Annotated in this window: 22 protein-coding genes; 16 read left to right on the top strand and 6 right to left on the bottom strand. The window is 65.8% G+C overall.

The features are described 5' to 3' along the window. Nucleotides 1–38 precede the first annotated feature (38 nt). From RH90_RS15200 to RH90_RS15130, 15 genes are all read left to right on the top strand, one after another. Nucleotides 39–833 (top strand): CDP-alcohol phosphatidyltransferase family protein, encoded by a 795-nt coding sequence (locus RH90_RS15200; protein WP_010186730.1) that lies wholly within the window; start codon nucleotides 39–41, stop codon nucleotides 831–833. Between the two features lie 420 nt (nucleotides 834–1,253). After that, nucleotides 1,254–2,102 (top strand): 30S ribosomal protein S2, encoded by an 849-nt coding sequence (gene rpsB / locus RH90_RS15195; protein WP_010186727.1) that lies wholly within the window; start codon nucleotides 1,254–1,256, stop codon nucleotides 2,100–2,102. 84 nt (nucleotides 2,103–2,186) lie between these two features. Next, complete coding sequence (tsf, locus tag RH90_RS15190) at nucleotides 2,187–3,131, top strand: translation elongation factor Ts (protein ID WP_010186725.1); 945 nt, start codon at nucleotides 2,187–2,189, stop codon at nucleotides 3,129–3,131. Nucleotides 3,132–3,486: 355 nt separating this feature from the next. Next, nucleotides 3,487–4,161 carry a UMP kinase gene (gene pyrH, locus RH90_RS15185; RefSeq protein WP_051124828.1) on the top strand — a complete coding sequence of 225 codons (675 nt, stop codon included), beginning with the start codon at nucleotides 3,487–3,489 and terminating at the stop codon, nucleotides 4,159–4,161. Between the two features lie 3 nt (nucleotides 4,162–4,164). After that, entirely contained in the window at nucleotides 4,165–4,722 is a 558-nt protein-coding gene (frr, locus tag RH90_RS15180; RefSeq protein WP_010186722.1) for a ribosome recycling factor, read from the top strand. Beyond that, entirely contained in the window at nucleotides 4,719–5,462 is a 744-nt protein-coding gene (locus RH90_RS15175; RefSeq protein WP_010186721.1) for an isoprenyl transferase, read from the top strand. Before frr ends, RH90_RS15175 begins: the two co-directional genes overlap by 4 nt. Beyond that, nucleotides 5,459–6,259: a phosphatidate cytidylyltransferase gene (locus tag RH90_RS15170; RefSeq protein ID WP_010186720.1), complete on the top strand. Its 801-nt coding sequence runs from the start codon at nucleotides 5,459–5,461 to the stop codon at nucleotides 6,257–6,259. The genes RH90_RS15175 and RH90_RS15170 overlap by 4 nt, the downstream gene beginning before the upstream one ends. Continuing rightward, on the top strand, nucleotides 6,256–7,449 hold the full coding sequence (locus RH90_RS15165) for a 1-deoxy-D-xylulose-5-phosphate reductoisomerase (RefSeq protein WP_051124686.1): 1,194 nt from the start codon (nucleotides 6,256–6,258) through the stop codon (nucleotides 7,447–7,449). Before RH90_RS15170 ends, RH90_RS15165 begins: the two co-directional genes overlap by 4 nt. Beyond that, nucleotides 7,446–8,579, top strand: coding sequence for a M50 family metallopeptidase (locus RH90_RS15160; RefSeq protein WP_029625354.1), 1,134 nt, complete (start codon nucleotides 7,446–7,448; stop codon nucleotides 8,577–8,579). Before RH90_RS15165 ends, RH90_RS15160 begins: the two co-directional genes overlap by 4 nt. A gap of 68 nt (nucleotides 8,580–8,647) precedes the next feature. After that, nucleotides 8,648–11,437, top strand: a complete 2,790-nt coding sequence (gene bamA, locus RH90_RS15155; RefSeq protein ID WP_010186717.1) for an outer membrane protein assembly factor BamA — start codon at nucleotides 8,648–8,650, stop codon at nucleotides 11,435–11,437. After that, entirely contained in the window at nucleotides 11,437–12,168 is a 732-nt protein-coding gene (locus RH90_RS15150) for an OmpH family outer membrane protein (protein WP_010186716.1), read from the top strand. The genes bamA and RH90_RS15150 overlap by 1 nt, the downstream gene beginning before the upstream one ends. 8 nt (nucleotides 12,169–12,176) lie before the next feature. After that, nucleotides 12,177–12,653 (top strand): 3-hydroxyacyl-ACP dehydratase FabZ, encoded by a 477-nt coding sequence (gene fabZ, locus RH90_RS15145; RefSeq protein WP_010186713.1) that lies wholly within the window; start codon nucleotides 12,177–12,179, stop codon nucleotides 12,651–12,653. Further along, nucleotides 12,653–12,871, top strand: coding sequence for a hypothetical protein (locus tag RH90_RS15140; protein ID WP_010186711.1), 219 nt, complete (start codon nucleotides 12,653–12,655; stop codon nucleotides 12,869–12,871). The genes fabZ and RH90_RS15140 overlap by 1 nt, the downstream gene beginning before the upstream one ends. 82 nt (nucleotides 12,872–12,953) lie before the next feature. Further along, nucleotides 12,954–13,187: a 50S ribosomal protein L31 gene (gene rpmE, locus RH90_RS15135; protein WP_010186706.1), complete on the top strand. Its 234-nt coding sequence runs from the start codon at nucleotides 12,954–12,956 to the stop codon at nucleotides 13,185–13,187. A gap of 180 nt (nucleotides 13,188–13,367) precedes the next feature. Beyond that, complete coding sequence (locus RH90_RS15130; RefSeq protein WP_010186704.1) at nucleotides 13,368–13,694, top strand: PilZ domain-containing protein; 327 nt, start codon at nucleotides 13,368–13,370, stop codon at nucleotides 13,692–13,694. A gap of 1,417 nt (nucleotides 13,695–15,111) precedes the next feature. Here the strand turns inward: RH90_RS15130 and RH90_RS15120 are convergent. Then, the gene (locus RH90_RS15120; protein ID WP_010186702.1) at nucleotides 15,112–16,011 is read right to left on the bottom strand and encodes a LysR substrate-binding domain-containing protein; all 900 of its coding nucleotides are present in this window, start codon (nucleotides 16,009–16,011) and stop codon (nucleotides 15,112–15,114) included. 96 nt (nucleotides 16,012–16,107) lie between these two features. Between RH90_RS15120 and RH90_RS15115 the strand changes: the two genes are divergently transcribed. Then, the gene (locus tag RH90_RS15115; RefSeq protein WP_010186694.1) at nucleotides 16,108–16,989 is read left to right on the top strand and encodes an aldo/keto reductase family oxidoreductase; all 882 of its coding nucleotides are present in this window, start codon (nucleotides 16,108–16,110) and stop codon (nucleotides 16,987–16,989) included. A gap of 1 nt (nucleotide 16,990) precedes the next feature. On the opposite strand, the gene RH90_RS15110 is transcribed toward RH90_RS15115, so the two are convergent. The 5 genes from RH90_RS15110 to RH90_RS15090 all read right to left on the bottom strand — a co-directional run bounded on the left by RH90_RS15110 (nucleotide 16,991) and on the right by RH90_RS15090 (nucleotide 22,883). After that, entirely contained in the window at nucleotides 16,991–17,539 is a 549-nt protein-coding gene (locus RH90_RS15110) for an HD domain-containing protein (protein ID WP_010186693.1), read from the bottom strand. Then, the gene (locus RH90_RS15105) at nucleotides 17,524–18,846 is read right to left on the bottom strand and encodes a DUF5690 family protein (protein WP_010186692.1); all 1,323 of its coding nucleotides are present in this window, start codon (nucleotides 18,844–18,846) and stop codon (nucleotides 17,524–17,526) included. The genes RH90_RS15110 and RH90_RS15105 overlap by 16 nt, the downstream gene beginning before the upstream one ends. After that, a complete protein-coding gene (phnX, locus tag RH90_RS15100; RefSeq protein ID WP_010186691.1) occupies nucleotides 18,843–19,655 on the bottom strand; it encodes a phosphonoacetaldehyde hydrolase in 813 nt (270 codons plus the stop codon). Before phnX ends, RH90_RS15105 begins: the two co-directional genes overlap by 4 nt. Further along, a complete protein-coding gene (locus RH90_RS15095) occupies nucleotides 19,652–20,785 on the bottom strand; it encodes a TIGR03364 family FAD-dependent oxidoreductase (RefSeq protein ID WP_010186690.1) in 1,134 nt (377 codons plus the stop codon). Before RH90_RS15095 ends, phnX begins: the two co-directional genes overlap by 4 nt. Nucleotides 20,786–20,870: 85 nt before the next feature. Further along, the gene (locus RH90_RS15090; protein ID WP_010186686.1) at nucleotides 20,871–22,883 is read right to left on the bottom strand and encodes a tetratricopeptide repeat-containing sulfotransferase family protein; all 2,013 of its coding nucleotides are present in this window, start codon (nucleotides 22,881–22,883) and stop codon (nucleotides 20,871–20,873) included. Between the last annotated feature and the right edge of the window lie 18 nt (nucleotides 22,884–22,901).

The following is a 22,901-nucleotide window of genomic DNA, read 5'->3' as shown; positions in this document are numbered from 1 at the left end:
CAGGCGAGCTTTGCGGCATGAGGTCGCCGACACGGCGAATGCCGACCCGTGGACTTCCGCTGCGCGCGGTCGCGCCCAACGCCGTCACCGCATTGGCGCTGTGTTCGGGCCTGACCGGGATCCGCTTCGCGATTTCTGGGCAGTGGGAAACCGCGGTGCTGATGGTGATGATCGCCAGCGTGCTCGACGGGATCGACGGCCGCATCGCGCGGATGGTGCGCGGGGAAAGCCGCTTCGGCGCCGAGCTCGACTCGCTCTCCGACGCGATTTCGTTCGGCGTGTCGCCGGCGCTGATCCTGTATCTCTGGTCGCTAAAGGAAGTGCCGCGCTTCGGCTGGCTCGTCGCTTTGGTGTTCGCGGTTTTCTGCGCGCTGCGGTTGGCGCGATTCAATGCCGGGATCGATGTCGCCGAGCAGCCGCATAAATCGGCGGGCTTTCTTACCGGCGCACCCGCGCCGGTCGGCGCCGGGCTCGCGATGCTGCCGCTCTATCTGTGGTTCTGGACCGGGCTCAATCTGTGGCGCTCGCCATTCATCGTCGGACCTTGGGTCGCGTTGATGGCGCTACTGATGGTGTCGAGCGTCGCCACCTTCAGTTGGTCTTCGCTCAAGCTGCGCACCAATATCCGCTTCGAGGCGATCGCGGTGGTGGTGATGCTCGGCGCGGCGCTGATCTCCGCGCCCTGGCACACGCTGACATTCCTGTGCGCGGCCTATCTGGCGACGGTGCCGTTCAGCATCGCCGCCTATGCAAGGATCAAGCGGCTGCGCGCAGCGTCGGGCGGGCCACTGCCGACACCGTCCGCACCCGCGCCCGAAGACGCGGCTCACTGACGATCCAGGCCGGCGCGCGCGTCGCCATCGGGTCGACGCCGTCGCGCAGCAGGGAGATGATCCGCGGCAACGCCGGGGCGAGCGTGAACCAAAACACCGAAACACTCGCCGCAAACGCGCTCGCGAAAACCAGGAAACCGACAACAGCCATCGTTCAACTCCGTCCATCACGGTGTGACGTCACAAACCAGCAACATCTTTCGAGCAACTCGGTTCCCCGTTCCGCTCGTGAGCATGATATGTTCCATTTACGTTCCACTTGTCAAGCCGCTGTCGCGCTTGATTTGCGCGACGGGTTCGGCTAACGGGGCCGCCTTCACACCGCATGGGAAGCACATATTGCCGGTGTCCGTCCGGGGTTTCACCCAGGATCAACGGATTACTCGCTTCCCAGAGGCACAACCGGAAAGGAAATACATTATGGCGGCACCAGTCGTCTCCATGCAGGCGTTGCTCGAAACGGGCGCGCATTTCGGACACCAGACGCATCGCTGGAACCCGAAGATGAAGCCTTACATCTTCGGCGACCGCAACGGCGTCCACATCCTCGATCTCTCGCAGACCGTTCCGCTGTTCGCACGCGCGCTCGAGTTCGTCTCGGCGTCGACCGCCGCTGGCGGCAAGGTCCTGTTCGTCGGCACCAAGCGCCAGGCGCAGGAGCCCGTCGCTGACGCCGCGCGCCGTTCGGGCCAGCATTTCGTCAACCATCGCTGGCTGGGCGGCATGCTCACCAATTGGAAGACCATTTCGGGTTCGATCAAGCGCCTCAAGACGCTCGAAGAGCAGCTTTCGGGCGACACCGTCGGTCTCACCAAGAAGGAAGTCCTCCAGCTGACGCGCGAGCGCGACAAGCTCGAGCTGAGCCTCGGCGGCATCCGCGACATGGGCGGCATTCCCGACGTGATGTTCGTGATCGACGCGAACAAGGAAGAGCTGGCGATCAAGGAAGCCAACACGCTCGGCATCCCCGTCGTCGCGATCCTCGATTCGAACGTCTCGCCCGACGGCATCGCCTTCCCGGTTCCGGCAAACGATGACGCCAGCCGTGCGATCCGCCTGTATTGCGAAGCGATCGCGATCGCCGCGACGCGCGGTGGCAACGAGCAGATGGCGCGCAAGCAGGACATCGGTTCGATGGAAGCGCCGCCCGCCGAGGAAGCGCTGACCGCGACCCCGGAAGCAGCGCCTGCCGCCGAAATCACGCCGGCATCGGACGCTGCGCTGCAGGCCGAAATGGTCGCCGAGGCCGAGCGCCAGATCGACGCGTAAGCGTCACCGAACTGACCTATGGGCGGGGTAGGGCAGCAGCCCCGCTCCGCCTATATTCGTATCTACAGACAAGAGGATTTTCACATGGCCGAGATCACTGCAGCAGCGGTTAAGGACCTGCGCGAAAAGAGCGGCGCGGGCATGATGGACTGCAAGAAGGCGCTGACCGAAGCGGCTGGCGACATGACCGCGGCGATGGACTGGCTGCGCGCCAAGGGCCTCGCGGCGGCTGCCAAGAAGTCGAGCCGCACCGCGGCAGAGGGCCTGATCGGCGTCGAAGTCAACGGCACCAAGGGTGCTGCGGTCGAAGTCAATTCCGAGACCGATTTCGTTGCGAAGAACGACCAGTTCCAGACGTTCGTCCGTGACGTTACTGCGGTCGCGCTCGCTCTCGGCGACGATATCGAGACGATCAAGCAGGCCTCGATCGGCGAGAAGACCGTCGAAGAGACGCTGACCAGCAACATCGCGACGATCGGCGAGAACCAGAATTTGCGTCGCGCCAAGCGCCTCGAAGTGACCGCCGGCGCGGTCGTGCCGTACATCCACAACGCAGCGGCTCCCGGCCTCGGCAAGATCGGCGTGCTCGTCGCGCTCGAGAGCGAAGCGGGTGAGGACGTGCTCCTGCCGCTCGGCAAGCAGATCGCGATGCACATCGCGGCGGCCTTCCCGCTCGCGCTAAACGAGGACGGCCTCGACCCCGAGATCGTCGCGCGCGAGCGCGCGATCGCGACCGAGAAGGCGTCGGAGAGCGGCAAGCCCGCCGAGATCGTCGCCAAGATGGTCGACGGTGCGATCGCAAAGTACTGCAAGGAAAACGCGCTCGTCAGCCAGCTGCTGGTGATGGACGGCAAGACCAAGATCTCGGACGTCGTCGCCAACGCCGCCAAGGCCGCCGGCAAGCCGATCGAGCTCAAGGACTATGTCCGCTTCCAGCTTGGCGAAGGCATCGAGAAGGAGTCGAGCGACTTCGCAGCCGAAGTCGCTGCCGCTTCGGGCGTTCCGCAGCAGCCGCAGCCGACCGCGTAAGCGATTCGGTTTCGCCTTTGGGTTACGCGATAAAGGGCAGGGGCCGCGCCGCATGGTGCGGCCCTTGCTGCGTCCGCCGCCCGTCATCCCCGCGAAAGCGGGGATCCCGCTACTTGGGCCGCGCACAGTAGAAGAAGCGGGACCCTCGCTTTCGCGAGGGTGACGGAAGCGGGGGCGAGACCAGCCATCCGTGCCCACCCGAGCGCCCTGCACGGTTTCCGCGCTTCCAATCGCCCGGCGTCGCCGATAAGGTCCGCGCCGCACCGCCCTTTGGCGGTCGAAGCCCATTGCAGTCTGGAATACCGTGACCACCGCCCACAAACGCATCCTGTTGAAATTGTCGGGCGAAGTCCTGATGGGCTCGAACGGCCTGTCGATCGATCCGGATGTGATCGCGCGCGTCGCCGCCGAAATCGCCGACGTGAAGCACCAGGGCTATGAACTCTGCGTCGTCGTCGGCGGCGGCAACATCTTCCGTGGCATCTCGGGCGCCGCGCGCGGCATGGACCGCGCGACGGGCGATTACATGGGCATGCTCGCAACCGTGATGAACGCCCTCGCCGTCCAGAATGCGCTCGAGCAGATCGGCGTCGAGACGCGCGTCCAGTCCGCCATTCCGATGGCCTCGGTGTGCGAGCCCTTCATCCGCCGCCGCGCCGAGCGCCACCTCGAGAAGGGACGCATCGTGATCTTCGCGGCCGGCGTCGGTAGCCCGTTCTTCACCACCGACAGCGGCGCCGCCTTGCGCGCTGCCGAGATGAAGTGCGATGCGCTGTTCAAGGGCACCTCGGTCGACGGCGTCTACGATGCCGACCCGAAGCTCGTGCAGACCGCAAAGCGTTATGACACCGTCAGTTACGGCACCGTGCTCGCCCAGGATCTCAAGGTGATGGACGCCAGCGCGATCGCCTTGTGTCGTGACAACAATATTCCGATCGTCGTCTTCAACATCCGTCAGTCGGGCAATCTTGCCGCGGTGCTGCGCGGCGAGGGCGTCTCGACGACCGTTCAGCATATCAAGGGAGACTGATCCATGGCCGCTTACGACAAGGCTGATCTCGAACGCCGCATGGCCGGCAGCGTCGAATCGCTGAAGGGCGATCTCAGCGGTTTGCGGACGGGTCGTGCCTCGACCTCGCTGCTCGATCCGGTGACGGTCGAAGTGTATGGCGCGCAGATGCCGCTCAACCAGGTCGCGACCGTCTCGGTGCCCGAGCCGCGGATGATCTCGGTCCAGGTGTGGGACAAGATGAACGTCGGACCGTGCGACAAGGCGATCCGCTCGGCCGGCCTCGGTCTCAATCCGATCGTCGACGGCACCACGCTGCGCCTGCCGATCCCCGATCTGACCGAGGAGCGCCGCAAGGAGCTCGCCAAGCTCGCCGGCAAGTATGCCGAGGAGGCGCGCATCGCTGCGCGCAACGTGCGTCGTGACGGCATGGACTCGCTCAAGGTCGACGAGAAGAAGGGCCTGTTCGGCGAGGACGATCGCAAGAAGCTCGAGACCGAGGTCCAGAAGCTGACCGACAAGACGATCGCCGACATCGATGCCGCGGCATCGGCCAAGGAAAAGGAAATCCTGGGCAAGTGAGGCCGTTCGCCGCCCGGGCTGCCGATCCTGCGACCGTGGCCGGGGTGCTCCCGCGCCACGTCGCGATCATCATGGACGGCAATGGCCGCTGGGCCAAGAAGCGGCATCTGCCGCGGCTCGCCGGGCATCGCGCCGGGGTCGAGGCGGTGCGCCGCGTCGCGCGCGCGGCGCGGGCGATGGGGATCGAGGCGCTGACGCTCTACGCCTTCTCGAGCGAGAATTGGCGGCGTCCGGAGGAAGAGGTCAGCGACCTGATGGGTCTGCTGCGCGTCTTCATCAAGAGCGATCTCGACGAGATGGTGCGCGACAATGTGCGGCTGCGCATCATCGGCGACTATCGCCGCTTCACCCCCGATCTGGTCGAGCTGATCGACACCGCGATCGCGCGGACGGCGGTCAATAGCGGGCCGATCCTGGTGATCGCGCTCAATTATGGCGCGCAGGCCGAGATCGTCGATGTCGCGCGGCGGATGGCCGAGCGCGCGCGCGCAGGCGAGCTCGATCCCGCGATGATCGACGCGGCGATGTTCGAAGACGAACTCGAGACACGCGATTTGCCGCCGCTCGACCTGCTGATCCGCACCTCGGGCGAGATCCGGCTGTCGAATTTCCTGCTGTGGCAGGCGGCCTATGCCGAGTTGCTGTTCGTCGATACCCTCTGGCCCGAATTCGATGGCGAGACGCTGGCCGAGGCGATTGCGACCTTCGGGCAGCGCCAGCGGCGGTTCGGCGGCCTGTGAGCGCTGCGCCCAAGACCGCCGGGCCGTCGAACCTCACGCTCAGGATCGTGGTCGGGCTCGGCCTGATCGCGGTGGCGCTCGCCGGGATCGTGCTCGGCAGCATCGCCTTCTGGCTGTTGTGCGTCGTACTCGGCCTGTTCATGATGGCCGAATGGTCCGATCTGCAAGGCGTGCCGCCGCAGACCAAGCGGCTCGCGCAATATGCGTTGTCGGTCCCGCTCGCGATCATGATGCCGGTGATCGGGGCGGGGGCGGGGTTCCTGTCGCTTGGGCTGCTGATCGGTGCGGCGTTCTTCGTCGTGATCGTGACGCGGCTTCCCGGTCTCGCGCGCGGCATTCTGTATGTTGGCTTGCCGATCATGGCGCTGCTGCTGATCCGGCATCAGCGCGAAGGCGTCGTGCTGACCTTGTGGGCGCTGGCGTTGGTCTGGGCATGCGATATTGGCGCCTATGCCGCAGGGCGCTTCCTTGGCGGGCCGAAGCTCGCGCCGACGATCAGCCCGAACAAGACCTGGGCGGGGCTTGCCGGCGGAGTCGCGGCGGCGAGCCTGTTCGGCGCGCTGATGCACGTTCAATACGGCCTGCCGCTTCGGCTGACGCTTGCGACGCCGGCGCTCGCCGTGCTCGCGCAGGCGGGCGATCTCTATGAGAGCTGGCTCAAGCGCCAGGCCGGCGTCAAGGACAGCGGCTCGCTGCTCCCCGGACACGGCGGCGTGCTCGACCGACTCGACGGGCTCGTTCCGGTCGCGCCGGTCGCCGCGCTGCTGGTCCTGTTACCGAAAGTCTATTGGTGGTGAAGACGATTTCCATTCTCGGCGCGACCGGTTCGATCGGTACGTCGACGCTCGATCTGATCGAGCGCGAGCCCGATCGGTTCGAGGTGCTCGCGCTGACCGCCAATTGCGACGTCACACGGCTCGCCGCGGCGGCGATCCGGACCAAGGCCAAGCTTGCCGTGGTCGCGGATGAGAGCTGCCTGCCGGAACTGCGCGCCGCGCTCGCCGGGACCAACATCGGCTGCGCGGGCGGACGCGCCGCGATCATCGAGGCGGCGGCGATGGGTGCCGACATCACGATGGGCGCGATCGTCGGCTGTACCGGGCTCGAGCCGGTGATGGCGGCGATCGCGGGGGGCAAGACGGTGATCCTCGCCAACAAGGAACCGCTGGTTTCCGCGGGCGAGGTCGTCCTTGCGGCCGCCGCGCAATCGGGCGCGACGCTGCTGCCGGCCGATTCCGAGCATAATGCGATCTTCCAGTGCTTCGACGCAGCGCGGCCCGAGCGCGTGCGGCGGATCATCCTGACCTGCAGCGGTGGGCCGTTCCGCGAATGGTCGACCGAGCAGATGCGCAGCGTAACGCCCGAACAGGCGGTCGCGCACCCGAACTGGTCGATGGGCGCGAAGATTTCGGTCGATTCGGCCACTTTGTTCAACAAGGGACTCGAGCTCATCGAGGCGGCGCGGCTCTTCCCGGTCCCGCACGATGCGATCGAGATCGTGATCCACCCGCAGTCGGTGATCCATTCGCTGGTCGATTATGTCGACGGCTCGGTGCTCGCGCAGATGGGCCCGCCCGACATGCGCGTGCCGATCGCCTCGTGCCTCGCCTGGCCCGACCGGATGGCGACGCCGATGGCGCCGCTCGACCTCGTCGCGATCGGCCGGCTCGACTTCACCGCGCCCGATCCGGTGCGCTTCCCGGCGCTGCGCCTGACGCGCGACGCGCTCGATGCGGGTGGCGCGCGCCCGGCAATTTTGAACGCCGCCAATGAGATCGCGGTCGCGGCTTTTCTTGCCCGCGAGATCGGCTTCCTCGAAATTGCCGCAATCGTCGGCGATACGCTCGAGGGCTATGATCCGTCCGCGCCGGCCACGTTGGAAGACGTGCTCGTGGTCGATGCCGAAGCACGTAGAATGGCGCGCGGCCATGTCGGGTCGCGCGGTGGGTCGACGAGAGGGGCGAACGTGAAGGATATCTCGGTTTGAGCCACTCCCCAGGTCTGTTGCTTACCATCCTGGCTTTCGCGCTCGTGATCGGGCCGCTCGTTTTCCTGCACGAACTGGGGCATTATCTCGCCGGGCGGCTGTTCGGCGTGACGATCGACGCCTTCTCGATCGGCTTCGGCCATGAGATCTTCGGCTGGACCGACCAGCGCGGCACGCGCTGGAAGGTCAGCGCGCTGCCGCTCGGCGGATACGTAAAATTTGCCGGTGACCTCAATGCCGCGAGCGTGCCTGATCGGGCCTGGCTCGAACTCCCGCCCGAGGAACGCGCGCGCACTTTGCAGGCGCGCCCGGTGTGGCAGCGCGCGATCGTCGTCGCGGCGGGGCCGGTGACCAACTTCATCGTCGCGATCATCATTCTGGCAGGCTTCGCGATGACCTTCGGGATCGACCGGACGCCGTCGGTGGTCGGCTTGGTCAGTCCCGGAAGTGCGGCCGCGGCGATCGGCCTGCAGCCGGGCGATCGTATCACCGCGCTCGGCGGACGGTCGGTCGCAACCTTCAACGACGTCGCGCAATTTGCCGTGCTCCGCCCGGGCGAGCATGTCGCGGTCGATTTCGTCCGCGATGGCACCGCAATCGAGCGCGAGGCCGTGCTCGGCACCGCGACCGAGCGCGACCGCTTCGGCAACGAATACAAAAAGGGCCTGCTCGGGATCGGCCCGACGGCGCCGGTCGCGCGGCCGGTGAGCTTGATCGAGGCGCCCGGCGAGGGCGTCGCGATGACCGGCAAAATCCTGCGCACCACGCTCGACGGGCTCGGCCAGATCCTGACCGGGCGACGCTCGGTCGATGAGCTGGGCGGGCCGCTGCGCATCGCCAAGGTGTCGGGCGAGCAGCTCGCGCTTGGTTGGCCCGATCTGATCTTCCTGATCGCGGGCGTGTCGATTAATCTCGGATTCATCAATTTGTTGCCAGTCCCGTTGCTCGATGGCGGCCATCTCTTCTTTTACGCGATCGAGGCGATCCGGCGCCGGCCCGTGACCCCCGCGATTCAAGAATGGGCGTTTCGTGGCGGTCTGGCGGCAATTCTGGCGTTGATGATCATGGTCACGATCAACGATCTCGGCGCTTTCGGCCTGTGGAAGTCGCTGACCGGCTTGATCGGTTGACGCAGGTAAGGCAGGGCGGGCCGACGATTTATCGGCCACGCGGAATTTTCTCCGATTTGGGGTGGGATGTGACAGCGATCAAGGTTTCCAATTTCGGCGCACGGGCCACCGCCGTGTTGCTCGCCGGCACGATGCTGACGGGCCTGCCCGTCGCGGCGGCGGCGCAGACGGCGGGTCAGACCGCTGCACCTGCCGCGAAGACGACGGCTCCGGCCGCAGCGGTTGCCACGCCGGCCGTATCGCGCACGATCAAGTCGATCCGCGTCGAGGGCGCGCAGCGGCTCGAGCCCGAGACGGTGCTGTCCTACACCAAGCTGCGCACCGGCCAGCCCTTCACCAACGAGACGCTCGATCAGGCGATCAAGGATCTCTACGCGAGCGAATTATTCGCCGACGTGGTCATCGCCGGTGCCGATACCGGCGAACTGGTGCTGCGCGTGCGCGAGAATCCGGTGATCAACCGTGTCATTTTCGAGGGCAACAAGCGCCTCAAGGAAGACAAGATCAAGAAGGAGGTGAAACTCGCCCCCCGCCAGATCTTCACGCGCACCGCGGTCCGCCAGGATGTCGCGCGGATCATCGAATTGTATCGCCGCCAAGGCCGCTTCGCGGCTGTCGTCGAGCCAAAGATGGTCAGCCTCGACCAGAACCGCGTCGATGTGATCTTCGAGGTTTCGGAAGGCCCGAAATCGAAGGTCCGCCAGATCAACATTCTCGGCAACGAGGTGTTCTCGGATTCGAAGCTGCGCGAGCAGATGGCGACCAAGCAGGCACGTCTCACCACGCTGCTCAGCTCGAACACCAGCTACGACCAGGATCGTCTCGCCTACGACCAGCAGAAGCTGCGGCAGTTCTACCTGACCGAGGGCTATGCCGACTTCAAGGTGACCTCGGCGGTCGCCGAGCTGACGCCCGACAAGAAGGACTTCATCATCACTTATGTGGTGGAGGAGGGGAAGCGTTACAAGTTCGGCGACGTCAGCGTCGACAGCGACATTCGCGACTTCGACAACAAGAAGCTCGCCGCCAATCTCGGGATCAAGAAGGGCGACTGGTACGACGCCAAGAAGGTCGAGACCTCGGTCGATTCGCTGAGCGAGGCGGCCGGGCTGTTCGGCTACGCCTTCACCGAAGTGAACCCCGACTTCCAGCGTGACAAGGACACGCTGACGATGGGGATCAACTTCCACATCGCCGAGGCGAAGCGGACGTATGTCGAGCGGATCGACATCAACGGCAACACGCAGACGCAGGACAAGGTGATCCGGCGCGAGATCCGCCTGTCCGAAGGCGACGCGTTCAACAGCTTCCAGGTCAAGCGCTCGCAGGACCGCATCAACTCGCTCGGCTATTTCCAGGACAAGTTCGAGATCAAGCAGACGCAAGGGTCATCGCCCGACCGCGTCGTGCTGACCGCGAACCTCGAGGAGAAGTCGACCGGCGAATTGTCGCTGTCGGCAGGCTATTCCAGCCTCGAGCGGTTCATCATCCAGGCCTCGATCCGCCAGCGCAACTTCCGCGGGAAGGGCCAGGAGCTGCGCGCCAGCGTCAGCTATTCGACCTATTCCAAGTCGGTCGAGCTGGGCTTCACCGAGCCGTATCTGTTCAACAAGAACATCGCGGTCGGCGGCGACATCTTCCGACGCGATTACAACGCGTTCAACTACACGATCGATAACCAGCGGCAGACGACCTACACGCAGGTCTCGACCGGCTTCCAGGTCCGGGCGGGCGTTCCGCTGACCGAATATTGGCAGCTCGCCGGGCGCTATGGTCTGACTTACGATCAGGTCGGGCTCGACAAATCGACCTATTACACCGACACCAATTTTGACGGCATCCGCGGCAACTCGGCGAATGACGCGTGCGACCCGCTCCAGGCTGGCCGCTACCTCTGCGACGCGATCGGCAACCGCTGGACCTCGTCGGTCGGTTACTCGCTGATCTATGACAGCCTCAACAGCCGCTTGCGTCCTACGGCGGGCCATCGCCTGATCTTCAGCCAGGATTTCGCCGGGCTCGGCGGCGACGTGAAGTATATCCGTACCAAGTTCGAAGGGTCGAAGTTCTTCAACATCGGCAGCGGCTTCATCGCTTCGGCCAATCTCGAGGGCGGTTACATCAAGTCGCTCGAGAAGAGCCGTGGCTTGGGCATCGACAATGTCCGCATCACCGATCGATTCTATCTCGGCGAACCCGATTTCCGCGGCTTCGACATTCGCGGCGTTGGCCCGCGCGTCCAGCGGCAGAGCTATACGACCGACGCGGCGGGCAACCAGACGCTGGTCACCGATCGTAAGCAGTTGCTCGCCGACGATGCGCTCGGCGGCCGCGCTTATTATCTCGGCAAGCTCGAGCTCGAAATCCCGCTCGGTGCGGGTGCGCGCGAACTGGGGTTGCGGCCGTCGATCTACGTTCAGGCGGGTGCCTTGTTCGGCGTAACCTCGCCGGTGCTGCAGGGCAGCCAGTTCCCGACACAGATCGACCCGGTCACCGGGCGCGTGACCTATCTTCCGCTGATCACGCAGAACTTCGCCACCAACGGCAGCCCGCTGTACGTCGTGCCGTCGACCGACGCGACCAACGCGGGGTCGGCGACGACCTGCGCGGTCGGCTATTCCGCGACGATTGGCGGCGCCTGCTCGGGTACCTCGGTCAACACCGCCTCGACCAGCTCGACCGCGCCGTTCAAGGAAACCTTCGGTGGCGATTCGCCGCGGCCGCGTATTTCGGTCGGTGCGGGCGTCAACTGGAACTCGCCGTTCGGCCCGCTGCGGATCGATCTTGCTTATGCGTTGCTCAAGGATAAGAGCGACGACTCGAAACTCGTTACTTTCAACGTAGGGACACAGTTCTGATGAAGACGTACCAGAAGCTCATGCTGGGTTGCGCGGCGGTTTTGCCGGCGCTCGCGATGGCGAACTCCGCGCAGGCTCAGGCCAATGGCGTTGCGATTTCCGACCCCGAGACGGTGATCCTCACCGCCAAGGCGCTCGACGCCGCCAATCAGTCGATCAGCACGACCTACAAGGCGCAGCTCGACCAGGCGAGCGCTCGCCAGCAGGCGCTGCAGGCCGAGATGGCGACGCTCGGCGCGCCGCTCGACACCAACAAGGACAAGCGCATTTCGGACGAAGAGATCGCCGCTGCACAGGCCGCCCGCAACCCGATCCTCGCCAAGATGGAAGCCGCGCAGAAGGCAGCGCAGGCCGAATCGGCACGTCTGAGCGCGCCTGCCACGCGCGCGCAAGCCTGGGCGATCGAGCAGATCTCGCAGAAATATTCGGCAGCCGTGAAGAGCGTCGTCGATTCGAAGAAGATCAGCCTGCTGCTCTCGGCCAATTCGGTCCAGTACAGCGCGCCTGCCGTCGATGTGACCGACGCGATCAAGGCCGCGCTCGATGCGGCGACGCCGAACGTGTCGATCACGCCGCCCGCCAACTGGCAGCCGAGCCAGCAGACGGTGCAGCTGCAGCAGCAGTTCCAGCAGCTCGTCTATCTCTCGGCCGTCCGCCGCGCCCAGGCACAGCAGGCCGGCGGTGCCGCCGCGGCACCGGCTGCCGGCGCCAAGGCGCCGTCGGGCCGCTGAGCGCCACGATGAGCGAAGGTGACGTTCGGGGCCCGCTTGGCCCGCTCGATATCGGGCGGGTCATGGCGGCGCTGCCGCACCGCTACCCGATGCTGCTGGTCGACCGTGTCGAGGAACTGATCCTCGACCGGTCGATCACGGCGATCAAGGCGGTGACGATCAACGAACAGTTCTTCCAGGGCCATTTCCCCGGGCGTCCGATCATGCCGGGCGTGCTGATCGTCGAGGCGATGGCGCAGGCCGCCGGGATCCTCGCGGTCGAATCGCTCGGGCTCGCGGGCTCGGGCAAGCTCGTCTATTTCATGGCGATCGACGGGGCGAAGTTCCGCAAGCCCGTCGAGCCGGGCGTGCTGCTCAAGCTCGAGGTCGAATTCGTCCAGAAGCGTTCGAGCGTGTGCAAGTTCGCCGGCCGCGCGACGATCGACGGGCAACTCGCCGCGGAGGCCAATTTCACCGCGATGATCGCCGATCCACCCAAGGCGTAATGGACGCGCTGACCTGGTTCGGGCTGTTTGCCGTATCGGCGATGCTGATCTGCTATGCGTTTGAGGAGCGCTCGCCGTGGTGGGTGCTCGGCTTTGCCGGGGCGTGCGTGCTCGGCTCGACCTACGGCTTCCTGCAGGGAGCCTGGCCGTTCGGTGGGGTCGAGGCGATCTGGTCGCTGATCGCGCTGCGCCGCTGGTGGGGATTGCGGCGCGGATGAGTTTGCAAAACACGCGGCGCCCTGCTAGGGGCCGCGACTTCGCTGCTGGTCGGTAACCAGCGGCCTTTCGGAGATTCAAGACGTGAAAAAAGGCATTCACCCCGATTATCACACCATCACGGTGCAGATGACCGACGGCACGCAGTTCCAGACCCGCACCACCTGGGGCAAGGAAGGCGATCTGATGACGCTCGACATCGATCCGCTGGCGCATCCGGCCTGGACCGGCGGGCGCGGCACGATGCTCGACGCAGGCGGCCAGGTCGCCCGCTTCAACAAGCGTTTCGGCGCGATGTCGTCGATCGGCAAGAAGTAAGCTTTTGGCGACGGCGCTTCCGGGCGCCGCGCGGATCGAGCCGGCTCGTTCCCATATCGGGAGCGGGCCGGTTCTGCGTTGGGCACTGGAAAATGCGGCGGACGCAGCATCGCTAACCGCGCCTTAAGGATACCGGCATAGATTTGGGTCTCTCGCGAAGGGCGCGGGAAGGAACCGCCAATGATCGCCGCCGAATTCGAACCCGCCGTCAAGACCGAGCGTCGCCGCAGCCCGCGTTCGCCGATGTCGCTTGACGCGAAGATGGGCCGCGGCGGGCTCGACCGCGCCTTGTGCAAGGTGACAGACATTTCGCTGCACGGTGCCAGGATCCACACCTATTCGCCGATGACCAAGGGCGCCAAGATCTGGCTGACCTTGCCCAAGATCGGCCAGGTCATCGCGACGATCATCTGGGCCGACGAATATCAGGCCGGGTGCCAGTTCGGCGAACCGCTCGACGACGTGGCGTTCGCGCGCCTGACCGACCGGACGCTAGAGCACGTTTGACTAGGGCGCGCCTCACCAAATGGGGGCGGCTAACGCATGGCTGAACGGCAAAAAATTGGGTGGATTGCAGACATAGGGCCGGTCGAAGTATCCTGCTCGAATGTTCCCCCCTTGGACCGCTCACCCCGACATTCACGCAGGCTCGATCGGGTGGCGGATGGGGAGAGGTGAAGACTATTTAGATCAGTTCAACCAGTGGTTTGCGCGAAAGCACGTTGAAGCGAAGCGACGCTATGCGACCGACAATCCGGAGCCGGTCGGCTGGGAAGGTTTCTACTCCAGGCGCTGTATTACCGTCTTGCCCTCACCCGATGAATGACTTGAATTGGTCGTTAGCTGCCCGTCCGCTTTTTCACGGATAGCGGATGGTCCGCTTTCGGGATTGGTGGTCGCGCTGGCCGCGCTCGAACGGCGAAAAGTGGTGGATAACGGTCGTTCATACGATGTGCGCTGGCGTCCGCATGGTCGCGTTCACGATATGCCGAAGCAGACATATCGTGGCCCGGCATCAGGGAACGCCACTCCCGACCGGCCTCGGGTGCGGCATTTTATGACTCGACCATCGCTGTTTATATGTAGAACCAGTCCGAAGCCGACATTCTTTTCAGCGTAATATACGTCGGTCCAGCAGCCACCCGATCCGCAGTTTGACGAAGATATATAACGGAGGACAACATCTTCCAATCCGTCGTAGTTGAAATCGCCAAACGCAACTTGTAAATTATATTTTTCATTTATTGGTGGATCTCGGTTTAGCGAGCAAAGCCGCTTTAACTTTGGCAATCCTTTGCGACATCCGCCGGGCACCGACATATATGTGAAATTAATCGGGCGCCCTTGCACTGTGAAATGATCGGGAGTTCCGACAATGAAAGACAGGGCAAGCGGGAGTAAAAGCATGCCCAAAAGTCGCACAGCATATGGTCGATTGCAATCGCTCGGGTACTTAAGGACTGTCCGCAAATGGGCGAGAGCCGACAGGCCCCTTCGGATCGATGCCGATCCGAGTGGGAAGGTCCTGGCCTGGTGGGAAGCTGCCGTCCGCGTAGTCGCCCGTTTGCGTGACGATCTCGTTGGCGCTACCAATTTCGTATGAGCCCACTGTCTCGTTTCTATCTTGCGACGTTTGGGTGTTGGCCTCTCGTGACGCTCACGGTGCTCGTAGCCAGTTTCAACGAGTTGGCGGCAACGATACTGTTTTGGATTGTTTTTCCGCTTCTAATCGGGTCGCTTTGCTATGCCCAACTTCTGGCCCGCTGCCCGACATGCCACTGGCGGATCGCTTCCTTTGGAAAGCCATTTGTGCGTTCGCTTCCGCCTCGTTTCTGCCCTTGCTGCGGAACCGACCTGAAAGCGCCCGCCTAATTAATGTTCACAGTTGGGTCGGAAGCGGAATGACCGCTTTACGAATCACGACCTACGCCGCATCGCGCGTCCGCGTGAAATCGATGAAGGCGCGCAGCGGGACGGGCGGATTGCGGCGGCCGGAATAGTATAGGAACGGCCCCGGAAAGGCCTGCCACCAGTCCTCGAGCACCGGGACCAGCGCCCCGCTCGCGAAATGCGGCCGCAGCCAGTCTTCGAACAGGAAGATGATCCCGGTCCCGGCAGCCGCCGCCGCGACCGCGAGATCGGTGCCGGCATGGACGACGGTGAGCGGACCGCTCGGTTCGACCATCACGATTTCCCCCGCGCGCTCGAATTCCCAAGGCGCGAGCCGCCCGCCCGTCTGGCGACCGCCGAGGCACGCGTGGCCGAGCAGATCGCGCGGGTGGCCGGGAACGCCGTGCCGCGCGAGATAGGCCGGTGCAGCGGCGGCGGCGAAACGCTGTTCGCGCGGGCCGATCGGCACCGCGATCATGTCCTGCTCGAGCCGCTCGCCATAGCGGATGCCGGCATCAAAGCCGGCTTCAACGATGTCGACGAAGCCGTCTTCCGCAGTGATCTCGAGCCGGATGTCGGGAAAAGCGGCGAGGAAGCGCGGCACGATCGCGGGCAGGAACATCCGCGAGGCGCTGATCGGAACGTTGAGCCGCAGTGTCCCCGTCGGCGAATCGCGAAAACCGTTGACGGTATCGAGCGCGGCAGCGATCTCGGCGAGCGCCGGGGTGAGGCGGCTGATCAACTGGGCACCCGCCTCGGTCGGGAGGACGCTCCGCGTCGTGCGATGCAGCAGGCGGACGCCGAGGCTCGCCTCGACCCGCCGCACGGCCTCGCTCAATCCCGACGCGCTCCCGCCGCCACCGCGCGCCGCGTCGCGAAAGCCGCCGGCGCGCGCCACGGCAAGAAAGGCGGAAAGGTCTTCGAGATTGGCCATTGTGCGCGGTGTCGCACGGGGCGTGCCGATTGTCTCGTCTAATCATACAGGAGGGTGCGCGCTACATCGCCGTCATCATCGAATGAGGAGTCCAGCATGACGATCGAACAAGCCGGCAGCTACCTGCTCGGCGCACGCAGCGTGAACCGGATCGGCTATGGCGCGATGCAATTGGCGGGGCCGGGGGTGTTCGGCCCGCCCAAGGATCGCGGCGAAGCGATCGCGGTGTTGCGCGCCGCGGTCGAGGCGGGGGTCGATCATATCGACACGAGCGATTTCTACGGCCCACACATCACCAACCAGCTGATCCGCGAGGCGCTCTCGCCCTATCCCGACACGCTGACGATCGTCACCAAGATCGGCGCGCGGCGGGGTGACGACGCATCGTGGAACCCGGCCTTCTCGGAAGCGGATCTCACCGCCGCAGTCCATGACAATCTACGCAACCTCGGCGTCGACGTGCTCGACGTGGTGAACCTGCGCCTGATGTTCGGCGATGCGCACGGCCCGGCGGAAGGGTCGCTCGAGGCGCCGCTGAGCGTGCTCGCCGAGCTGCAGCAGCAGGGGCTGGTACGCCATATCGGCCTCAGCAACGCGACCGCGGCGCAGGTCGCCGAGGGGCGCCGGATCGCTCAGATCGTCTGCGTCCAGAACCACTATAACCTAGCGCACCGCAATGACGATGCGGTGATCGACGCATTGGCGGCTGACGGGATTGCGTATGTGCCGTTCTTCCCATTGGGCGGCTTCACGCCGCTTCAATCGACCGCTCTGGATGAGGTCGCGCGCGCGCACGAGGCCTCCCCGATGCAAGTCGCGCTTGCCTGGCTGCTGCAGCGCTCTCCGAACATCCTGTTGATCCCGGGAACCGCATCGCGCGCGCATCTCGTCGAAAATCTGGCGGCGGCGGATATCGTCCTGCGCCCCGACGCGCTGGCGGTGCTGGAGCAGATCGCGCCGCCGGCTGCGCACGCTTGAGCTAGCGCCTGAGCAGCGCCAAGAGCCGCATGCGGTGCGTTTCGAGCGTGGGTACGCTCCATGCGGGCTGCTTGCCCATATCGTCGAAGCGGCGGATGTGCACCGCGTCGGCGAAGAACGGGGTCGCTTCGAAGCAGCGCGCCTCGGCGTGGGTCATCGCTCCGCCCTGGAGTGACAAGCTCAACACCGAAGCACGGCTCAGCGCGTCGCGATAGGTCGGGTCGACCGCGCAGAGATAGCGCTTGGCGACGACATGGAGGCGGACCGGTTCGGTGACGCTGTCGGGGAAGTGGCGCGCGAGATAGGCCGCGCCTTTCGTCTCGTGCTGCGCGTCCGCGCCATGCGTTTCGGCGGCGCTCCCGGCATCGTCGAGGAACTGCCCGATATCGTGCAGCAGCGCCGCAGCGATCATCGCCTCCGTACAGCCCGCGCGGCGCGCCAGTTCGGCGGTCTGCAGCGCATGTGCGCGTTGCGTTGCATCCTCGCCATAATGCTGATCGCCAAATCGGTCGAACAGCGCGAAGATCGCATCGACTACACCCTCGCCCATGTCTGCTGCCCTCCTTCGATGGGGATGCGGAGCGTCGCCTCGAACCGCCGCATCGCCCACAGCGTCGCGATCAGCCCGAGCAGCGACGTAGTGTAGCATATTCCGCCCAGGAAAGTGCTCCACGGCAGCGTGACATGCGCGAAGCTGCGCACCAGCAACAAGGTCACGCTGCCGCAATAGCCGCTCGCGTCGGCGAGATAGATCAGGAAGCCGGCATTGCCCGCGAACGCCGTCGCGGCCATCAGCCGGTCGAACAGCAAAGCGTTGAACGGCGTATAAGCGAGATACAGCCCGGCGCCGACCGCGATCATCCACGCCACCGGCCCGAGCCAGCCGAGCTGGAATGCCGCAGTGGCAAGCCCCATCAGTGCGAGACCGAGCGCGATCAGCCGCAAATTCCATAATACCGCATTTGCATTATCGCGCACGCGGATCAGCAAGGCGAGCGCGGCGAGGACGATGATCGCGACCGGCACCTCGGACCAGGTGAAGATCGCCGCCTCGTCGCCAAGCCCGAGCTCGCGCCAGATCTCGGCGGCGAAATTGTCGCGAAAATCGCGCACCGCGGTCAGCAGCACATAGACGCCGATCAGCGCGATCAGCGCCGGGGCGTGCGCGCGGAAGAGCGCCGCGCGCTGGCGGGCGTTCATCGGCGAGCGCGGCCGGCGCTCGGCTTCGTCGCGGGCCGATGGCGGGGGAAGCTGCGCAAGCGCCCAGACCGCGACCAGCAGCAGCGGTACGAACAGCAGGCCGGTCGTCGCGGGCATCCAGCGCTCATCGGCCCAGCCGCGCAGCAATACGATTTCGCCGACCGACTTGACCACGCCCGACGACAGGATGAAGCTCGCGCACAGCATCGCGCCGAGCACTTCGGACAGCCGCCGCCCTTCGAGAAAGCCGAAAACCAGTCCCCAAATCATTCCGAGCGCGAGCCCGTTGGCGAACAGCGCGATCAAACCCGCGAGCGGCGGCAGCACGGCCAGCCCGACCAAGGCGATCTCGGACAGGCCGATCAGCAGCAGGATCGCGGCGGCGCGGCGGGCAGGGGGCATCTCCGAGACGATCTTGATGCCGAGGATCTTCGACAGCGCGTAGCCCGCGACCTGGGCGATGACGAGCATGACCTTGTAGTCGATCGCGAACGGCCAGCCGGCGACATGCGCATAGGCCGCGGCGGTGAACGGCTTGCGGAAGGCATACATCGCGAAATAGGCGGCAAAGGCAGCGCTACCGCCATAGAGCGCGAAGAGCGCGGGCGGCGCGGTGCGCAGCCAGCGGGTGACGGCGCTGTCGCGCGGCTCGCTCACGTCGCTGGCCGTTCGCCGGCGGTGATCCGCGCGGCAATCTCGAGCAGGACCGGCCAAAGGTCCGCGACGCTGTCGATCACGTAATCGGCGCCCCCGGCGCGCAGCGCGGCGGCGGCGACGCTCACCCGCGCCGCGCGGTCGGCTGGCGCAAGCGCCGCGAGCGTCGGCTGATCGAGCCCCACGCCATTGCCCGACGCCGCGACGCCAACGGTCCAGGCGCCCGCGGCCTTGCCTTCGCCGATACCGACCACGGCGTCGTCGACCTTGACACAGCGCCACGCCGGCCATGCGCCAAGCTCGACCAGCGCCTTCCACAGCATCAGCGGCGAGGGGCGTCCCGCGAGCGTCTCGCCCGCGCAGATGACGGCATCGGGCGCATACCCTTGCGCGGCGGCGGCCGGCAGGATGTCGCTCATCATCATGCGGGTATAGCCGGTGCACGACCCGATCCGGACGCCTTCGCGACGGAGCCGCGCGACGAGGTCGGCCGCCCCCGGGATCAGCGTCGCGCAATCGCGTGCCGCGCGGCGCATCAGCGGCTCGACCGCGTCGTGCAGGCGGGCGACATCGTCCTCAGCGGGAATCGCGCCGCTGATCGTCTGCCAGGTCGCGGCGATCCGCGGCATCGCCAGCAGCGCGCGGATATGGTCGCGCTTGGCGCGTCCCATGTCGATCCGCGCTTCTTCCTCGGTGATCGCGACACCGGATTGCTCGAAGGCGCGCTGCAGGGCGATGACGGGCGCGCGCGAACCATGGTCGATCATGGTTCCGGCCCAATCGAACACGACGGCGGTGATCGCGAAAGTCATTGGCGGGGGTCCTCGGAGTCGGAGAAAAGCTCGGCGATCACCTCCTCGGCGAGGCCGAAGGCGGTCGAGGCGCCGGTGCCGCTGGTCACGACGACGAGCCGGACGCGCTTGGCCGGAGCGGTGACGAGACTGTGCGCGGCGGCCGAGGCGTAGGTACCGGTCCAGCGTTCGATCACCGGCGGGACCGCACCGAACACCGCGGCGAATTCGTCGAGGATGAGCTGGTCGACCGCCTCGCTTGCGAAGGGATCGGGGGTGCGCGCATAATGGTGGCTGTCGCCGACGATCAGGCTGCCGTCGGCGCTCTGCGTCACGATCAGGTGAACGCCGTTGGCGAGGTGCGCGGGCTGTTCGGCTTCGAGCCGAGCGTGCAACGCCGCGGCTTCAGGCAAAGCCGCATAGCCGAGATAGCGCGTCAGCCCGAGATCGGACATGATCGCCGCGGGCAGCCGGAAGCCCGGCGCGGCGAGCCGCAGCATCTGCAGTTTCGAGCGCGTCACGCCGCTAAGCGCTTCGGGAAACAGCGTCGCGAGATCGTCGCCCGGGCAGACGATGATCGATCGCGCGGAAACGGCGCCCGCCGACGTATCGAGGCGACCGGTCGCGACACCGCGCACCGCGACCCCGCGCTGGAAGGTGACACCATGCTCGCTTGCCAGCCACGACGCGAGCGCGGGGATCGCGCTGCGCGATTCGACGCGCAGTTCGATCGCGCTTTCGAGCGCGCCTTCGAGCCGCGCAGGGCGCACCGCCCCGAGCCGCACGCGCGCCGCCGGGGCGTCAAGCCAGCGACACCCCTCCGCCATGTCGGTCGCGAGGAACGCTTCGCAAACGTCCCGCGCCTCGGGCCGCTGCGCCACCAGCACCAGGCCGCGCTGCTCGATCGCAATTCCCGCTGGCCCGGCGATCTCGGCCCAGATGTCGCGCGCGCGGCGCGCGCGGCGCCATACCGCGCCTTGCTCCTGACCCGTGACCGTGACGAAGCCGAAATTGCGGATCGAGGCGCCGTTGGCATTCTGGTCGCGGTCGATCACCACGACGCTCTGACCACGCCGCGCCGCCGCGAGCGCATGCGCCAGCCCGACGATCCCCGCGCCGACTATCGCAACATCGAACGTCTCGTGTGACACCGCGGCCTCCCGTCTTCGCGGGCTGCTTGCCCGCGCGCGCCGCGCGGCGCCAAGGCTTTGCCGCTATGCCGGGTATAGGCGCGCCCTATGAGCGGTAGCGCGTGACCGCATCGCCGAGCGCGGTTTCGAGCGGGCCGAGCCAGGCTGCGAAGCGTTTCCACTGATCGAGCCCGTCGCGGAAGATCGGCTGGCGGACCTGTTCGGAACTGGGGGTCCGCACGCTTCTCGGGTTCTGGTGGAAGGCGAGGCACGCCGGTTCGAAATCGAGCCCGCAAAAGGCGAGAATGCGGCGGACGTTGCCGTCGAGATCGTCGACCACCGCCTCGTGATGGACGCGCAGGATTTCGCCGGGAAGTACGGCATCCCAATGCGCCATCAGATCTAGGTAGGTGCGATAATAGCGCGCGATGTCCGCAATACTGTAAGAAAACTCCTGCCCTTGCGCGAACAGTTGCTTCAAATTGCTGAAGCAGCACGCCATCGGCTCGCGCCGCGCGTCGATGATCCGCGCGTTGGGAAGGATCAGCTTGATCAGCCCGATATGGCGAAAATTGTTGGGCATTTTGTCGATGAACAGCGGCCGTCCGGTGGTGCGATAACTGCGCGTCTCGTCGAGATAGCGCTGGCCGAGCGCCGCGACCTGGGCCTGTGACAAATCGGCGAGGCACGCGGGGTAGAGCGGTTGCTCGGGATCGGGGTCGCGGCCCTGCAAGTCGTGGACGATGCGCTGGATATCGGGGAGTTCCTGCGTCCCCTCGACCTGGCTGTGCGAGGCGAGGATCTGCTCGATCAGCGTCGAGCCCGAGCGCGGCAGGCCGACGATGAAGATCGGGTCGCGGTCGGGCGCCCCCCAGCCGGCGCGCCCTGCGAAAAAAGCGGGGGTGCAGACCGCTTTCTGCGCCTGGGTGTTAGCCTCGAGCACCTCGCCGCGATAGCGGCTCGAGGCGCGCTGGAGAGCGTTGCCGCGTTCGTAATAGGACCAGGATTCGGCGATCTCGCCGCGGTCCTCGAGCGCCTTGCCGAGGGCGAAGCATAGGTGAATGCGGTCGATTTGTGGGGTCTTGGCGCGCGCTTCCTCTGTCCGCATCCGCGCGATCTCATCCGTTTCGAAGCGGAAAGTCTTGAGATTGGCGAGGCTCCAATAGGCATCGCCGAAATCGGCGCGTGCCGCCGCCGCCGCGCGATACGCGGCGATCGCTTCGGGAATGTCGCCGACGGTTTTCAACGCGTGCCCGAGCCAGAGATGGAGATCGGCCGATTCGGGTACCTCTGCAAGCATTGCACGGTAGAGTTCGATCGCCGCCGCATGGTCGCCCAGCCCGATCGCGACCGTCGCGGCGAGCTGGCGATCGTCGAGCGACGATAGACCGTCCGCTCCGAGCAGCGCGAGTTGGGCGCCGGCCGCGGGGAATTTGTGACGCTGGACGAGGCACTGCGCATATTCGCGCCGAGCCGGGGCGTGATCGGGCGCGAGATCGAGGACGCTGGCGAGCAAAAGCTCGGCATCGTCTAGCACCTCGCGCGCGAGCGCGATCTTGGCGAGTAGCCGCATCGCCTCGATCTGGTCGCCATGTTCGACGAGATAGGCGCGGATCATCTGCTCGGCGGGTTCGAGCTCGCCGTCGTGGAACAGCGCGGTCGCGGCGATCACCGCGTGCGGCAAGGCGGCGAGCGTTGCGACATGCGCGGCGGCGAGCGCGGCATTCTCTGGATCGCGGGTGAGGCGATACACGCCCTCTAGCATCCGCCAGCTCATCGGCAAGGCCGGGTTGAGCGTGACCGCACGCAGCAGCGCGTCGATCGCAGCCGGGGCGTCTTTCCGCGCGACGTGGCACAGGCCGCGTTCCTGCAGCATCTGGCTGTAAGTCGGGTGCAGCGATGCGAACCGGTCCAGCGCGACGAGCGCCTCGGCGATACGCCCCGATATCCGCAGGCTGACCGCCTCGATCAGCAGCAAGTCCCGATTTTCGGGATAGGGCGCGAGGAGCTCCGCCGCTCGGCGCAGGACTTCGCCATGCTCGCCCGACGCCTGGAGCACGCGCAATTGGGCGATCGAGTCGAGGATCGGAACGGTGGCGGCGGTGTCGTGCTGGATCATGTCATTCCGCTCTGCCGA

The organism is Sphingomonas sp. PAMC 26605, assembly GCF_000241485.1.
In the GTDB taxonomy this organism is placed as follows: domain Bacteria; phylum Pseudomonadota; class Alphaproteobacteria; order Sphingomonadales; family Sphingomonadaceae; genus Sphingomonas.
This window is presented reverse-complemented; position numbering and strand designations above follow the sequence as displayed.